Source organism: Paraniabella ginsengisoli (assembly GCF_022513635.1).
Taxonomy (GTDB): Bacteria; Bacteroidota; Bacteroidia; order Chitinophagales; family Chitinophagaceae; genus Niabella; species Niabella ginsengisoli.
In genome coordinates, this window is the sequence record NZ_JAKWBL010000004.1 from 392742 (window position 1) to 407735 (window position 14994).

A 14994-nucleotide genomic window follows, 5' to 3' on the forward strand; every position below is an offset into this window, starting at 1 on the left:
CGGAGGGAGAGGGGAGAAGAACGCTCTAACTTTAACGGGTCGTTATCCATATTAATAACAAATACTTTCTAAAATTAATTAGCAGCTCCAGTTTGTTGTTCCAAAATATAATCAGCCATTGTTGCTACAGAGCGAAATATCGTTTGTCCTTCTTCAGCGTTCTTTAGCTTAATGTTATATTCCTGTTGCAGCAATACAATCAACTCTAAAGCATCAATCGAGTCCAGTCCCAAGCCTTCCACAAAAAGGGGGTCATCGTCCCTAATGTCTTCCGGCGTCTTCCCCGCCAGATTCAATTGTTTAATAATTTGCTGTTTTAACTGATATATTAATTCTTTCTTATCCATTCAAAAAAATCTTTTAATTATTATTTATTTACCAGGCAATAAATATATTCGGACGGTTTTGCGTCGCACTCTTCATCGTTCCGATTATATTTCATCATTTTGCTACGCCGTCTAAACTCGCCGCGGTAAAGTTAACGCCATTCTCTTTTCCTTTTTCTATTAAAAAAGCCGTGCGTTGTATTGCTCATCTTTCACATCAACCCAGCCACAAATGCAGCATTTTATGTTTTGATTTTGCATTAGATTATTTACATAAAAGTAAATCCATTGCGCATCAAATTTCTCGCTGATAAAAAATGCGTTCTCTCCTTTAAATCCATACCGGATGCTGATTTCACCAATTACAATATTGGGAAGCGTGTATACAAATAGTGATGGGCTGGGGAAGGTTTTCGAAGATTCATAATAGTTGATATCAGCTTCAATACTTCCACTGTTATTTGATAAAACAATACCCACTTCTTCGGGGAGATATTCCTCCTTTTTAAAATGCCTCAACAATACATGAGCAGCGGCAGTGCCCAGCTTGCACAATGCATCCATTTTAAAAAACTTAGGATAGTCGATGTTCAGGCGGTCGTAAAGAAACTGAAAAAAATCTTCGGTATGCTCTTCGGCTTCCAATAGAACTTTATCATTGTGAACTACTGTTCTATTAAGAACGCTGACGCTTTCTGTTATATATAATTCGGTATGCTGCACTACGCCTTTTCCGGATCTTTAAAGCCGTTATTAATGTATTGTATACTATCTCTTAGGTGAATAGTTTTTGCCAGTTTTTTTAATGCCGTATCATGATTTTTTACATAATCATTATCGGTATCCCACACATATCCGGCCAGAACAGAGCATATTTTTCTTTTGATTTCCAGGTCCTGATCATCGGCAAAGAAAATGGTGTCCAGCGTTCCTTCATACCAGGCCATTACGTAACTGCGGAATGTGTCTACGCCTTGCTGCATTATTTTCATATAATCATTATCCCAATCCACATCGGCTCCTTTCAATTTTTTCACTACCAGCTTACCGGCCATCTGGCTCGACACGGTAGCCAATGTAACGCCGGAAGAGAATACAGGGTCTAAAAATTCCGTAACATTTCCTGTTAATACAAAGCCATCTCCATAAAACTTGTCGGTTGTAGCCGACCAGGATTGGAGCACACGAGGCTCAAAAACATATTCGGCATCTCTCATGCGTTCCGCGATATATGGTTGAGAAGCAATAAGCGCACGCATAATTTCTTCCTGCGAGCCTGTAAACTGATCAAAAAAACCAGGATCTGCAACAAACCCTACAGAAGTAACTCCCGTTGAAAAAGGGATTACCCAAATCCAAACAGCTTTATCATGTACAATTATGGTAATGCGATCAGGTTCGTCATCCATCGAGCGCTTAGTATCTACAATATGTGTAAACACAGCTTTGCGCGGTGGAAGGTTTGATGGACGATCCATTCCAAATAGCTTAGGAATAACACGACCATAGCCACTACCATCGATAATAAAGCGGGCAAAAATCTCTCTCTTATTTCCGTCTTTATCTTCTACCGTCGTGGTAGATGTTCCGTCGGGATGAAAAACAATTCCTGTTACACCCGTTTCGTATTCTACTGGCACGCCCTGACTTTCTACAGTTTTTGCTAATGTATGATCGAAATCAGCACGAGGAACCTGCCAGGTCCAGCCCCAGCCATCAGTAAACTGATCATTGAAAAAATAGTTACATATTTTTCCATTCTTTTCAAACTTAGCTCCGTTTTTTTGCTGGTAGTTGCGTGCTTTTACTGCATCTAAAAACTTCGCCTCCTCCAACGCCTCCATGCAACGCGGCAGCAAGCTTTCTCCAATTGAAAAGCGAGGGAACAGTTGCTTTTCTACAATTTTCACTTTATAACCAGCTTGGTTTACAATGGACGCGGCTACCGTTCCAGCAGGTCCTGCTCCAATTACAAGTACGTCTGTTTTTTCGGGTTGCATTTCTCTAAACCTTGATTTATTTGATTAATATGATTTTGCGGAACTTTTGCATAATGAGATTAACAAGTTCTAGATTTTTTTGCTTTTTAACTTGTTGCATTTGCCTGTTCACTATTCGTTATTCACCATTCATAACTTTCTTTTCCTACACTTTAATAAAGTATGGCTCAAACCAATTCCGTCAATTTGCTCCGCAATATCAAAGCCGGCTTTGTCGATGCATTTTTTGAATACACGACTGTCATACATTTGGCTGTTTCCGTTTGCAATTGCAGTAAAATAAATCGACAATTGTTGAATACAGAAAGCCGACGTTTCAAAACGTTGGGTGTCCCAAAAGGCTTCCAATATCAACACAATTCCGTCATCATCGATAGAGCCCGCACATCTTTTAAGTATAGATACAATCTCATCTTCAGAAAAACAATCTAAAAACTGGCTCATCCAAATCGCGTCAAATCCCTTAGGGAAAGGTACAGTTTCATCCAGAATATTACATGGATAAAATGATACTTTATCGCTAAGGCCCAATTCGGCAATACGTTGTTTGGCCATTTCCGCCTGGCCGGGTAGGTCCATAATTGTTACATGGATATTTTCACCGTGCGTAGCAGAGGCAGAAGCCCATTTACCGGTATTACCCCCAATATCAAGTAAACTTTTAATATTCTCGGCATAAACCTGCTTTATAACTTCTGGAAAAGCAATATCAGAAAAAAGTGATCGTACTCAAACCAGCTTTTTTGAATATTTGAAGGCAATTGAGAAAGGCCTTCATAAACCGTATTCCAGTTTCCTAACTCACGTAAGCCCGCAGGCTTGCCTGTTTCGATGGCTTCATCCAAATGAAAAATACCTTTATAACAAACATCGTGAACAAAATTCATGTTTACTTTCGTAAGCGGATCGTGCAAAATGAAATATCCGGTTTTAGTAATAGCAAATTTTTCATCATCTGTATATTTTACCAGATGCAAACCTAATCCCGCTTCTAACAAAACACGTACACCGTATTCACTTAGTTTTACTTTTTCACAAATTTCCTGCAGCTCAATACCTGCCGACTTTGCCTCTTCAATAACTTCAAGTATACCTTTGTCTCTCAGCACTTTTGCCACCTGAAAAAGAATAGGGCCATGGGCTATAATCTGAGCCATGTGCTTGGCCTCAATAGCGGTTTTTTGTTCCTGTTTGTAAAAGTCGATCATGGGAAGTATATATATTTTTAATTTTTTCTTTTTTTAAATCCGATTGGGGGTCCTGTTTTTCCAGCCTTCTTCTTTTTGTCTTTTATCCGCCTGCTCATCTAACATATTTTCGATTGCCTCATAAATTTGTCCAAGCTGCGCATCGTGTATATCTATGCGCTGGTGCAGTTCCGATCTCACTTCTTCCAATTTTTGCATCACGCCTTTTTGGTCTATAACCATTTGTTTTAATGCGATAAAAGCCCGAACAATACTAATATTCATATCAATTGCCTTGTCCGATTTAAGCACCGCTGCCAGCATGGCTACGCCGTGTTCTGTAAAAGCAAACGGCATATATTTAACATGTTGGCCTCTTCCCGATTTGTTTATGGTCGCAATTTGCGTCCTTAAAGAATCATATTCTGCCTTTGTAAGCTCAAACATAAAATCTTCCGGAAAACGTCCAATATTTGCTTTTACTGCACGTTTTAAATATTTGGTTTCCGTTTCATACAATGCTGCCAAATCAAAATCCAACATTACGCGGAATCCGCGAAGTTCATAAATCTTGTTTTGTATCACCGTTACATTCATCTTAAACAGAAATTAGTGGTTTTTCATAATTATCGCTCTTGAGGACGCAAATTGCGTCCTCAAGAAAAGTTGATGCTCAATATCAGATTCATTTCTTTAAGGTGCAGTTTTAGCACCTTAAAGAAAATGAATTTTTGAGGTGCTAAAATTGCACCTCAAGTTTATGAACTTTTTCAAAAACTACTGCTGCATTACAACCACCAAAACCTGATGCCGTTTTAAGACAACAATTAAGGTGAGTGTGCTGCAAGGTACTGCAAACGTTCATTATTTCCGCAGTTCCAGGTGTTTCAAAACCCTTTGTAGGGATGATGATATTTTGTTGTAAAGAATGCATGCTGATAACGCTTTCTACTAACCCTGCAGCGCCAAGAGTGTGCCCATAATAGCCCTTCAAACTATTAACAGGAACTGATTGCAGGCCTGCGAGACGGATTGCCTTGCTTTCCATATCATCATTATAAAGTGTGGCTGTTCCGTGAAGCGATATAAAGTCTATTTGTTCTTTAGAAATACCAGCTTCCTCTATTGCTTGTTTTACGGCAATAAATAATTCATGCCCTGTTCTCGAAGGACCAGAAATATGATTGGCATCGTTACTAACCGCGCCGCCGGTCAATTGTATAACATCATTTCCAACCGGCTTATTCACAGAAAGTATTATGGTTGAAGCCGCTTCACCCAAATTAATTCCTTTTCTGTTTACATCAAATGGTTTGCAGAGTTCATCGGCAACGGCTTGAAAAGATTGAAATCCGGAAAGTATAAATCTTGTTATAATATCTGCGCCTGCAACAACAATGTGATCAAATAATCCGGCCTGTAACATTCTTTTTGCTGTTATTAAAGCTACTAACCCAGAAATACAGGCGTGTGAGATGATAACGGGTTGTGATTGAAACCCAAAATGTGCCGCTATTTTTTTTGCAGATGAAGAAAGGCCGATTTCTTGTTTTAGTGTATCTGAAACCTCATTATCCTCAAGCAAACTGATGTTTCCTTTGGTTGAAGAAATGATCAGTCCGGTTTTAGAATTTGCAGGGTTAATATTTGCCTGATTCAGCGCATCTTTTATAGAAATCGCCAGTAAGCTTTCAAACTTTGTGAAGGATGGAATAGTGTGTTGCTCCCAAAAAGTTTCCGGGAAAAGAGACCCATAAAACGCTTGGGGACTTCGGTTGCCCGGAGCATGTTGCTGCACATTGCTTGCGCCTTTTAACAGCTGAGAAAAGTTTTCGGCAGAAGTAAAACCTAATGCAGATACAATATTATCCGCCACTACAAAAACGGGATGGCTCATACAATTCCCTCCTTAATTTTTATAAAAGCAGATGCGCCAACGACTGCGTTGATTTTCTGCTGACATATGCACAGGTGCACAAGCGAGCGTGGCAAGGAAGATGATAGTAGTACTGCTGCCGGGTTCATAAAAATTTTATGATAACCCTTGCTGCTTTTTCCAATCGAGAAAAAAGCAGGGTTGTTTAACAATAAGGTTTGCGAGTCTTTATCTAAAAAAACCTGGGTAGTAGTTCCGGTAGCTACGAGGTTTCCATCGGATTTGTTATATAACTTGAAATGAAAAATAATTTTTGCTGCTTCGCAGGGATGATATGTCGATTCAACCACCACGGTGTCTCCAAACTTCAAGGATTTTTTATAATTACACTCTGCGTGCACAATAGGAACAACAACGTTCTCTTTAAAAAAATCGAGGTAGCCTATGCCGTACTGTTTTCCAAAGGCTTCCCTTCCATCCTCAAAATAACGGATATAATGCCCATGCCAGACAATGCCCAACGGGTCCGCTTCGTTAAAGCGGATCAAAACCTCAATTGTATGGCTTAGAGTTTTCATTCTTTTTTCTTAGTTGTTGTGGCGATTATTGGCCTTCCTTTTTTCCTGGGAAATCATATCCTATTGATTTGATTTCCACTCTTTGTATTTCGAATTAGCTACTTTATCTATTATCTTTTTAAATCCGGTAGCCCAATAATTCCTAAAGCTAAAGCCCATTCCTACTTCACCTTCTAAACGCTCTGTTAATAAAATTTTTTTTTTTTATATCAAATAAGGTTACCCAAAGAGATACTGCTTTTTTGTACTTACTCATGCCATCTACCACAAACAAAAGGCCGGTTCCGGATCTATTACCACCATCAAATGCCTTGACCAATGCCGTTACATCTTTTTCTGAAAGACGATTAAAATCTTCTGTGCTGGATGATATAAGCTCGTCAGGGTCAATTTTTGCATTGCGTTTATCAACAAAACTTAAATCACTTTGTAATTCAGATCTTCTAAAAGCGCCTGCTATATCATACTTTTTGGGCTCATTTAGCATTAAAGCATTGATGCCTGCAAACTGCCGGTCTACAATATCCTGAGGATTTGCGTTAGGATCCCCTATCAATTTTGCTTTAGTAAAATCAATACCATAATAAAAAATAGAAGCTTTTGTATCGTTTAAAACTTCCGACAGGGTTTGAGCTTTTAGGGCGACACTTAAAGCTAGCCCCATTAATAGGAGTGTTAGTCTGGATCGCATTTTTAACTTTTATAATTATTAAGAAATAAAGATTTTCATTTCGCAGGATACAATGTATTCCTCATTTATAGAAATTGCGCCTTCAATAATGGTTGCATTGAATATTTGGTTTTTAATAGTAACGGCTGTTGTAAGTAAATCGCCAGTTTTGGGAAGGTTGGTGATCTTTAAATTTTGAACAGCTCCAATAAACCCAACCGGTACCGGTTTTTGCTCCTGCTGGCAAATATAACCCATTCTTGCTGCTGCTGTTTGAGCAATATTCTCCACCAAAGCCGGTTCGCACAATTTGCCATCTTTCAAAAAAATATTATCGGCTCTTACAGTAAAAGTGGTGGTGGCCGCATTGTCGCTACAAGTTTCCAGCGTATCAATCATGACAAAGGGATCACGCTGCGGAATGTATGACAGTATGTTTTTTGAAATACTCAAAGAGGTTTATTATGGCGTTAAAAGTAAGGAAACTTAAGGATTTTATTGAGTTCAGATTATTTCCAGAAGTCGTAATAATTATACCACTGCGAAGGATAGGTTTTTATTTTATCCGTCATTGCTTCTGCAAAGTTTTGTAATACATATTCGGGTGTTGCGTTGCCTGTTTCTTTATATGTAACTCCATGTGTAGCAAAGAAATGATAATGAAAAAGAGATTCTTTCATAGCAAAAACAAATGAAACAGGTACAGACAGCTTTGTAGCAAGAGCAAAGGGCCCTTGAGGAAATTTTGCCTCCTTGCCTAAAAAGTCAATATCAATTGTTTTATTTCCCGGTAAGAACCTGTCTGCGTGCATACATACCAGCTCATTATTATTCAACGCTTCCATTATTTCATAAATATGAGATAGATTATCCCTTATTACTATAATATTCGCATTTCGCTGGCCCGTGGTATTTTCCAGATATTGTTTTAGTTGTTGATGTTCTCCATCAAACATTACAATATTTATTTTGGTATTGAGCCGCTTCAATAAATGTCCGGCAATCTCCCAGTTACCGATATGTGCACTCAATAAAAGTCCGCCTTTCCCTTTTTCACCATTTCATGAAGGTGTTGTTCCCCATCGAAATTAAAGGTGAATTTGTTTTTAATGCCAGACATCATAACAATTCTGTCGATTATAGCCTGGCCAAACCAATAATAATTGCTATAGAGTTTTATTAAAGAATTGGGAAAAGAAAGCCGCAATCTTTTTCTGAAATAATACCATACCGTCTGCGACGACTTCCAGCTGAACAAATAATACCAGGCGGCCACAAAAACAAGCAGAATATATGCAGGCATTACACCAAATGTTTTCAGTATGGTGATAAAAATTCCATAGCCGCTTTTATTTCCCTTGGATTTACCTTCCCAGTCTGCCATTAATAATTGATTTGAACCTGTAAAGTTATGTCGAGCTTTAGATATTTAAGATTACCTATGCAAATAGCTCATTATTTTTGAAGTAATATTTAACTTTTATAATGGAAGAGGTTTTACATCAGGTTATTTTAGATAATACGGTTCAAAGCTATTTGATCGTTGGGGTTATTATCTTTTTCGGTTTTTTATTTAAAAGATTCATTGCTCATTATGTTGCTTCGTTCTTTGCCTTCTTACTAAAAAAGCGGTATAAAACACTTGACCCACACACATTTAAATATCTTATCGCAAAACCTTTAGGACTTTTTATTGCAGTATTGATAACGGTTATAACACTTGACCGGCTCAATTTCCCCAACTTGCTGGATATAAAAATTTATAAAATAAGCTTAAAAGAGTTGCTGCGGATGGCCGCTTCTGCATTAATTATTATAACTTTTTTCAGGTTTCTTATAAAGTCGATGGACTTTGTGGTGCTATTAATAAAAGAGCGCTATATGCGAAGCGGAGATCCTGGTAATCATCAGTTGGTTTTTTTCTTTAAGGATTTTATTAAAGTAATCATTGGTGTAATTGGCGCACTGCTTGTTTTAAAATACACCTTCAACTATGATATTAAAGGGCTTGTAACAGGCCTTAGCATTGTTGGTGCCGCCATAGCATTGGCTTTAAAAGAAAGTCTTGAAAACCTGATCGCTTCTTTTATTATCTTTTTTGATAAGCCATTTGAAACCGGAGATGCTGTTAAAGTAAATAATTTCAGCGGCGTGGTAGAAAGAATCGGATTACGCAGCACGCGTATCAGGACAGATGCTAAAACATATATCACTGTTCCTAACAAACAAATGGTGGATAGCGTGCTTGATAACTTAAGTAACAGAACGCAACGTAGAGGTGATATTAGATTAGAAATAGGTGTAGATACTGCGCCAGCAAAAGTGGATGAATTATTAGCGGGTATTAAAACCATTCTTACCAACCCTGAAATTCAGAACTACAATCTTTATCTTACTGAAATAACTGCGAATGCACTGATCGTTGCAGGAGATTATTACACCGAGCCAAAAGATATTACTAAGTTCAATCTTATTAAACAAAGCATCAACCTGGAAATATTACTATTAATGGAAAACCTAGAAATTGCGGCATCGGGAAAATCTACAAGTGTCACGATCGTTAAACCGGCTGATTAATTACTTTTATCAAGAATAGAAGTCAGCTCTTCATCAAACCGTCCTGAAGTCCCATATTCTACAACGCGCCCGATTTCTTTGCCATTCTTAAGAATGATAATGGTGGGAACATGTTTTACGTTAAAGTTGGCTGCAAAATGCGCCGCATCATTTTTTGTTCTGTCAAGTGCGAATAAAGTTATCCGGGATTTCTCTGTGCCCGCCTGGTTAGCTATCTTATAAAATCGGGGAATTACGTAATGTGAATCGGGGCACCATGTGCCGAAAAAAACCATATACGATACGCTATCTTTTTTGCTATTAAAACTTCTAACAACTGCATCAGATGGCTTATACACCTGCTCGTTTTCAATAAACCACTTGAACGATGAAGTGTCGGCCTTTAACAAACTATCTGTTACAAAACCTTTAAGCATTTTTCTGCCGGTCCTGTCTTTGGTAGTTTCGAAATTCTGTGCATTTGCGCCATTGTAAAGCAGCATAAAAATCAGGATCGGGAACAAGTACTTCATTCGTAATTTGATCATTTATTTTATTAAACGTAAAGGGTGCTGGTATTGTTTGCCATTGCAATACAAATGATGCAGTATGCGTATTATTTATGAAAGGGCCGTGGCTTAATCATTTATTAAAGAGTGGCTTTCAGTTCTAAAAAGAACGATTTTATTTTTTCTAATGACTGTACCGCTGCAAATTTTTCTTCGGCCTTTTTATTATTCTTTAAATATTCTCGCGCACCTTCTATTGTAAATTTACGCCTTCTCAACAAGTCGTAAATAAGGTAAAGATTTTTTACGTCTACCGGCCTGAAAAAACGATCTCCTTTTCCATTTTTCTTCGGTTTCAAAATATCAAACTCACTTTCCCAATAACGGATCAGTGAATGATTTTCCCTGAACATAGTTGTTACTTCGCCCATGCTGTAATATTGACGGGAAAATAATACTTCATCATCAGGCATTTCGATCATGCCTGCTGCGATAGTGTGCTCTTTTACAGATTTACGGCCTCGGGGTTTCTTCTTTCCGGTATCTTCTCGTCAGCAACCTGTTCCGATCCTGAAGAAATTTCATCTTTTTGCGCTGCGATTAATTCAACTGAATTTTCCGCTTGATCAGATGTATTTGCAGAAATGTATTCATCATCAGACGCTACAACTGCTTGCATATCGGTGGCGAGCACTTCTTCAGATTCATTTATATTGTCAGAAACTTCATCAACAGCCGGTTTAGATACAGGCGTATCAACGCTCTGGATATCTGTTATATCCGTTTCATCTTCTGCTTCTATTTGCGCCGGCGGGCGCAATACATGTTTTCTTGGTTTAGGTTGCGGCTCAACCTTTTCAACGTCATCGAAAAAGAAAACGCAGCTTGCGACTGTGGATTTGTTTTCGCCATAGATACAAATCTACCAATATTAAAATAATTTCTATTTACAAGAAAATGTTAATGAGGTATTTTTCCGATTCTGGGAAAATACCAGCAGATCCTTCTATTCAACTTGGCCTACACGTTGTTATTTCTAAACTTTATAATAACGTTAATCAGGCCAGAAATATTACACTTCAGTGGTTACATGATATCTAAAGATCATTTTTTTTGTTTGGATATAATTGTCCAAATGTTTTGAAAGTCAATACAGACAAGCATTACAAGAAATTTCCTTGCCTTGAAGGACAGAGAAACATGCTTAACTTGGTTTCAGATCGGCAGATTTATGGTGTACATTTGTGTAACAATAACACAAAGAGGTTATTAAAGTGAAGAAAGATACTGAGGAACATGACACAAAATAGATTTTTAAGTTTTTTCATATGGCAAGCAATCGTTAGAGGTCAGTCCGTTTCTACGGAAGGACCTTTTTATTTTAGTTCTATGAAAAAATAAAGTGCATAAAAAATCCGGGAAGAAACCCGGATCAAAATTTTACGTTAACACACGGCGTAGCAATCGTTAGAGGCAATCAATTAGAGGTCACTTTTTTAACACCAACTACGTTTTAGGAGATGTTTAACTTTATACTTTATTATGGCTTCGTATAAAGGTTCGCTAAGGTATAATTATTTTTATTAACGATTAACTTTTTTTAAACTTTTTTAATTTTACTTGAAAAAAGTGCAAAAAATACTTGTTTTAAATCAATAATAAGAAGTGGAGTATATCCATTGGGCGTGCTACAACAATTTTCGTGAAACACAGCACAGACAAGCATTTGGCAAAAATTAATGCATGTTTGAGGTGAAAAAATTAACATTAAGTTATTACTCAATTATTTGTGGAGCATTTATCTTTGCACTCAGAAACGAAAGTTTCAAAAGAAATTAGATTATAAGTTTTTTCATATGGCAAGCAATCGTTAGAGGTCAATCCGTTTCTACGGAAGGACCTTTTTATTTTTGCGCCCATTTGTAAATGGTAGAAATATAGACTAGCTATACTTGTAGCGCTTTTTCATCGTTGGGCATACGGTTAAAAATTAAATTAAAGTGAACAAAATCAGCAATTTGCATCTCTATTTATAGGTTGAGAAGGACATTAATGATCATAAATTGGTTTTATAATTGTAAAAATAGCAATTAATTTTGTGTAACAATAACACAAAGGGGTTATTTTAAATGTGAAGAGAGAGAAAAAGAGGCGTAAGATACAAAACAGGTTTTTAAGTTTTTTTCATATGGCAAGCAATCGTTAGAGGTCAGTCCGTTTCTACGGAAGGACCTTTTTTATTTTAGGCCGGTTTACAAAAAAGTTGCGATGAACGCAACTTACTATTGAATTCCTTTAAGTAACCGAAACGAGCTTGGCCATTAACCCGCATTAATTATTGACACGCCAAAAACGCCGAAAACACCAATATATTTTTCTTTATTAGCTGCAGCTATTATTTTGCCTTCAACAGAAGCAGGATTGAAATACGTTACAGTTGCGTTGGAGTAAATGAGCCTGCTTTCGTATTCAATTAGTGGAGCAGATTGCACTTTACCCATGTCGGGTTTTACAAATTGGTGAAAGTCCGCTTCTTTAGGATTGGTGAAAAATGCAATAAGAATGACTGCAATTATTAGCAATGATATGAGCCGACGAAATTTCATAAATATTTTTCAATTTAAAACTGTTCCGTTTATATAGGATGATCTATAATCGGGACGATAAAACGAGCGTGGCAAAATCGATGCTACATATTCTGCTGCCGGTTCAATAATAAAGAGAACGAATTAACTAAACAAATACTCTACATCTTCTTTGCTAAGCGACTTCACAAAGCCCGATTCATCAGAAATAAGATCCTTGGCCAATGCTTTTTTCTTTTCCTGTAGTTTAAGAATTTTGTCTTCGATCGTGTCTTTGCAAATCATGCGGTATGCAAATATGTTCTTTGTTTGCCCGATACGGTGCGTACGGTCTATTGCCTGCTGCTCTACGGCCGGATTCCACCAAGGATCAACGATGTACACATAATCTGCCGCAGTAAGATTTAAACCCACACCACCGGCTTTTAATGAAATCAGAAAGACCCGCACTTCATCATTATTCTGAAAATTCTGAATAGCTTTTTCTCTGTCGGGAGCAGAAGTGCTGCCATCAAAATATTCGTATTTAACGCCGAGTTCTTCAAGCTTTTGACGAATCAATCCTAACATGCCCAGGAACTGTGAAAACACTAAGGCTTTATGGTCGCTCATGTCTTCGGTGATTTCTCTTGCCAACTCTTCAATTTTGATGGAATGGTTTTCAAAAACATCTTCCTCGTTTAAAATGGCTGGAGAATCGCATATCTGGCGCAACTTCATCAAACCCTGAAGAATGGTTAACTGAGATTTGCCGATGCCCTGGTTGTCAATTGTTCCCAAGATTTTATCCCGGTAATCATTTCTATACGCGTCATAAATACGACGTTGTTCATCGCCCATTTCGCACCACAAGATCATTTCCTGCTTTTCAGGTAAATCTTTCGCAACTTGTTCTTTAGTACGACGTAAAATGAACGGATATAATATTTTTCTTAAATGCGCTTTTCGTTCCTGTTCGCCCAGTTTATCAATAGGTATGGCAAACTCCTGCCGGAAAAACTCAATGCTGCCCAGCATGCCGGGGTTAAGAAAATTCATTTGCGCATAAATATCAAATGTGTTGTTTTGTAATGGTGTACCGCTCATACACAAGCGGTGCTTGGCATTGAGCAATGATGCCGCCCGTGTAACCTTGCTTGATGGATTTTTTATGGCCTGGCTTTCATCAAGTACAAGGTAGTCAAACTTCACATTAAGGAAAAGCTTGATGTCGCTTCTTAAAGTTCCATAAGTGGTAATAGTAATATCATGCTTGAGAATTTCTTCATAACTCCTCGTTCTTGTGCTGCCATGATGTATGCTGTATGTTATATCCGGAGTAAATTTTTTGATCTCATTTTCCCAGTTATAAATAAGCGTGGTTGGACAAACCACCAATGCCTTCATTTCGGAATTGGTGTTTTTATAATGCTGTAAGAATGATAAGGCCTGGATTGTTTTACCTAAACCCATATCATCGGCCAGTATTCCACCCCAGTTGATATTTTGCAGATAGTTCAGCCATTGAAAACCAGCCACCTGGTAAGGGCGAAGAATAGGTTGTAAATGTTCGGGAGCGGGAACTTCATAAATTTCTTCAAAGTCTTTTAACCTGCTGTATTTTTCTTCCAGCTCAAATTGCAATTCTTCTTCATTCTTTAATTCGAACAATTCGTCGATAACGCTTTTATGGTATTGCGAAAGTTTCAGTTTATTGTTGCTTCCTTCTCCTACTCTGAAAAGCAATGCATATTTCTTCAGCCATTCATCGGGCAAAATACCCAACGTACCGTCGTTCAATTGTACATATTGTTGCTTAGCTGCAAGCGCGCGCTTCACTTCGCTTATGGATACTTTTTGCTCGCCAAACATAATATCCACTTTGGCATCAAACCAATCAGTATTACTGCTAATGAAGATTTTTGTTTGAGGCTTGGCTGTATTAAAACGGAAATTGCGCAGCGCTTCATGCCCGAAAACAGGAACCTGCATATCCTTCATCGCATCCACAAATAAAAAGAACCAATTTTCTTTCAAAATTTCGGCACCTTTTAATGCCAAGGTTCCTTCTTCTTCATTTGTGATAAAGTTCGAATGAAGATTGCGAAGCCTTTGTATAAATATGTCTTCTTTTTCTTTATTGCGATGAATAGCTAATACTTTTCCGCCTTCGGGAATGAGCATTATATGTTTCCCTGTAGCACTTGTTTCGTAGCCTTTATAAGAAAAGACGGGGCGGAATACCAGATAGTCTCCACGCTCAGAAAGGAATAGCTTTACTTCAGGCTCTGCACCTTTTATAGTTTGCAAAAGCGACGGATCGAAATCGGTTTTATAATCTTTTGATAAAGGAAGAATAAAGTCATGCAACTGTAATGGCCACTCTTCGGGAGAAATGGTTATTTTACCAGTATCCGCAAACTGCTGCACCAAAGCAACCGTATCTGCATCCGGCATGGCAAACAATTGATGATTGTAGAGGTATATCAATGATGTTGATGCCTCATTTTCCTCAATACCATGTACCATTCCTCGTGTACGCACAAGGCATTCACATATAAAATTTTCCTTTTCTTTATCAATATAAAATTCAATTGAAACTGGTGTATCAATGGCATCAACACTTTGCAGATTTTGCGTAATAAATTTTTTACCAGCGGGAAGTATAAAGGCTAATGGATTCTCTCCCGCATCAGCCAAAAGTTTTTTCAAACGCGGCAATAAATAT

18 protein-coding genes are annotated in these 14994 nt (G+C 37.8%); 1 reads left to right on the plus strand and 17 read right to left on the minus strand.

Translation table 11 applies throughout. The features are described from left to right. Window positions 1-74: 74 nt before the first annotated feature. The 12 genes from MKP09_RS19150 to MKP09_RS19205 all read right to left on the minus strand — a co-directional run bounded on the left by MKP09_RS19150 (window position 75) and on the right by MKP09_RS19205 (window position 8021). Entirely contained in the window at window positions 75-347 is a 273-nt protein-coding gene (locus tag MKP09_RS19150; protein ID WP_240831905.1) for a phosphopantetheine-binding protein, read from the minus strand. 159 nt (window positions 348-506) lie between these two features. Further along, window positions 507-1049: a beta-ketoacyl-[acyl-carrier-protein] synthase family protein gene (locus MKP09_RS19155; RefSeq protein ID WP_240831906.1), complete on the minus strand. Its 543-nt coding sequence runs from the start codon at window positions 1047-1049 to the stop codon at window positions 507-509. Then, the gene (locus MKP09_RS19160; protein ID WP_240831907.1) at window positions 1049-2326 is read right to left on the minus strand and encodes an NAD(P)/FAD-dependent oxidoreductase; all 1278 of its coding nucleotides are present in this window, start codon (window positions 2324-2326) and stop codon (window positions 1049-1051) included. Before MKP09_RS19160 ends, MKP09_RS19155 begins: the two co-directional genes overlap by 1 nt. 129 nt (window positions 2327-2455) lie before the next feature. After that, on the minus strand, window positions 2456-3034 hold the full coding sequence (locus MKP09_RS19165) for a methyltransferase (RefSeq protein ID WP_317235451.1): 579 nt from the start codon (window positions 3032-3034) through the stop codon (window positions 2456-2458). Further along, window positions 3013-3534: a hypothetical protein gene (locus MKP09_RS19170; RefSeq protein ID WP_240831908.1), complete on the minus strand. Its 522-nt coding sequence runs from the start codon at window positions 3532-3534 to the stop codon at window positions 3013-3015. Before MKP09_RS19170 ends, MKP09_RS19165 begins: the two co-directional genes overlap by 22 nt. 33 nt (window positions 3535-3567) lie before the next feature. Further along, window positions 3568-4110 (minus strand): ORF6N domain-containing protein, encoded by a 543-nt coding sequence (locus tag MKP09_RS19175; protein WP_240831909.1) that lies wholly within the window; start codon window positions 4108-4110, stop codon window positions 3568-3570. A gap of 142 nt (window positions 4111-4252) precedes the next feature. Further along, complete coding sequence (locus tag MKP09_RS19180; protein ID WP_240831910.1) at window positions 4253-5410, minus strand: beta-ketoacyl synthase N-terminal-like domain-containing protein; 1158 nt, start codon at window positions 5408-5410, stop codon at window positions 4253-4255. Continuing rightward, complete coding sequence (locus MKP09_RS19185) at window positions 5407-5967, minus strand: acyl-CoA thioesterase (RefSeq protein ID WP_240831911.1); 561 nt, start codon at window positions 5965-5967, stop codon at window positions 5407-5409. Before MKP09_RS19185 ends, MKP09_RS19180 begins: the two co-directional genes overlap by 4 nt. Before the next feature lie 166 nt (window positions 5968-6133). Continuing rightward, window positions 6134-6631: a hypothetical protein gene (locus MKP09_RS19190; RefSeq protein WP_240831912.1), complete on the minus strand. Its 498-nt coding sequence runs from the start codon at window positions 6629-6631 to the stop codon at window positions 6134-6136. Window positions 6632-6676: 45 nt separating this feature from the next. Beyond that, window positions 6677-7090 (minus strand): hotdog family protein, encoded by a 414-nt coding sequence (locus tag MKP09_RS19195; protein ID WP_240831913.1) that lies wholly within the window; start codon window positions 7088-7090, stop codon window positions 6677-6679. A 56-nt stretch (window positions 7091-7146) separates the two neighbouring features. Continuing rightward, entirely contained in the window at window positions 7147-7668 is a 522-nt protein-coding gene (locus MKP09_RS19200) for a lysophospholipid acyltransferase family protein (RefSeq protein WP_240831914.1), read from the minus strand. Next, window positions 7665-8021, minus strand: coding sequence for a hypothetical protein (locus MKP09_RS19205; RefSeq protein WP_240831915.1), 357 nt, complete (start codon window positions 8019-8021; stop codon window positions 7665-7667). Before MKP09_RS19205 ends, MKP09_RS19200 begins: the two co-directional genes overlap by 4 nt. 101 nt (window positions 8022-8122) lie before the next feature. On the opposite strand from MKP09_RS19205, the gene MKP09_RS19210 reads away from it, so the two are divergent. Next, window positions 8123-9214 carry a mechanosensitive ion channel family protein gene (locus tag MKP09_RS19210; protein ID WP_240831916.1) on the plus strand — a complete coding sequence of 364 codons (1092 nt, stop codon included), beginning with the start codon at window positions 8123-8125 and terminating at the stop codon, window positions 9212-9214. On the opposite strand, the gene MKP09_RS19215 is transcribed toward MKP09_RS19210, so the two are convergent. From MKP09_RS19215 to MKP09_RS19235, 5 genes are all read right to left on the minus strand, one after another. Next, complete coding sequence (locus MKP09_RS19215; protein ID WP_240831917.1) at window positions 9211-9726, minus strand: thioredoxin family protein; 516 nt, start codon at window positions 9724-9726, stop codon at window positions 9211-9213. The two genes, MKP09_RS19210 and MKP09_RS19215, sit on opposite strands and share 4 nt — an antisense overlap. Window positions 9727-9842: 116 nt before the next feature. After that, entirely contained in the window at window positions 9843-10184 is a 342-nt protein-coding gene (locus tag MKP09_RS19220; RefSeq protein WP_240831918.1) for a MerR family transcriptional regulator, read from the minus strand. A gap of 23 nt (window positions 10185-10207) precedes the next feature. Further along, window positions 10208-10522 (minus strand): hypothetical protein, encoded by a 315-nt coding sequence (locus MKP09_RS19225; RefSeq protein ID WP_240831919.1) that lies wholly within the window; start codon window positions 10520-10522, stop codon window positions 10208-10210. A 1501-nt stretch (window positions 10523-12023) separates the two neighbouring features. Next, window positions 12024-12308, minus strand: a complete 285-nt coding sequence (locus tag MKP09_RS19230; protein WP_240831920.1) for a hypothetical protein — start codon at window positions 12306-12308, stop codon at window positions 12024-12026. A 123-nt stretch (window positions 12309-12431) separates the two neighbouring features. Further along, a complete protein-coding gene (locus MKP09_RS19235) occupies window positions 12432-14978 on the minus strand; it encodes a DEAD/DEAH box helicase (protein ID WP_240831921.1) in 2547 nt (848 codons plus the stop codon). Window positions 14979-14994 lie beyond the last annotated feature (16 nt).

Coding starts and splice junctions, on each gene's coding strand:
- MKP09_RS19190 (WP_240831912.1), bottom strand. CDS start 6,631: ATGGGGCTAGCTTTAAGTGTCGCCCTAAAAGCTCAAACCCTGTCGGAA.
- MKP09_RS19150 (WP_240831905.1), bottom strand. CDS start 347: ATGGATAAGAAAGAATTAATATATCAGTTAAAACAGCAAATTATTAAA.
- MKP09_RS19170 (WP_240831908.1), bottom strand. CDS start 3,534: ATGATCGACTTTTACAAACAGGAACAAAAAACCGCTATTGAGGCCAAG.
- MKP09_RS19220 (WP_240831918.1), bottom strand. CDS start 10,184: ATGATCGAAATGCCTGATGATGAAGTATTATTTTCCCGTCAATATTAC.
- MKP09_RS19180 (WP_240831910.1), bottom strand. CDS start 5,410: ATGAGCCATCCCGTTTTTGTAGTGGCGGATAATATTGTATCTGCATTA.
- MKP09_RS19185 (WP_240831911.1), bottom strand. CDS start 5,967: ATGAAAACTCTAAGCCATACAATTGAGGTTTTGATCCGCTTTAACGAA.
- MKP09_RS19205 (WP_240831915.1), bottom strand. CDS start 8,021: ATGGCAGACTGGGAAGGTAAATCCAAGGGAAATAAAAGCGGCTATGGA.
- MKP09_RS19160 (WP_240831907.1), bottom strand. CDS start 2,326: ATGCAACCCGAAAAAACAGACGTACTTGTAATTGGAGCAGGACCTGCT.
- MKP09_RS19215 (WP_240831917.1), bottom strand. CDS start 9,726: ATGAAGTACTTGTTCCCGATCCTGATTTTTATGCTGCTTTACAATGGC.
- MKP09_RS19210 (WP_240831916.1), top strand. CDS start 8,123: ATGGAAGAGGTTTTACATCAGGTTATTTTAGATAATACGGTTCAAAGC.
- MKP09_RS19230 (WP_240831920.1), bottom strand. CDS start 12,308: ATGAAATTTCGTCGGCTCATATCATTGCTAATAATTGCAGTCATTCTT.
- MKP09_RS19175 (WP_240831909.1), bottom strand. CDS start 4,110: ATGAATGTAACGGTGATACAAAACAAGATTTATGAACTTCGCGGATTC.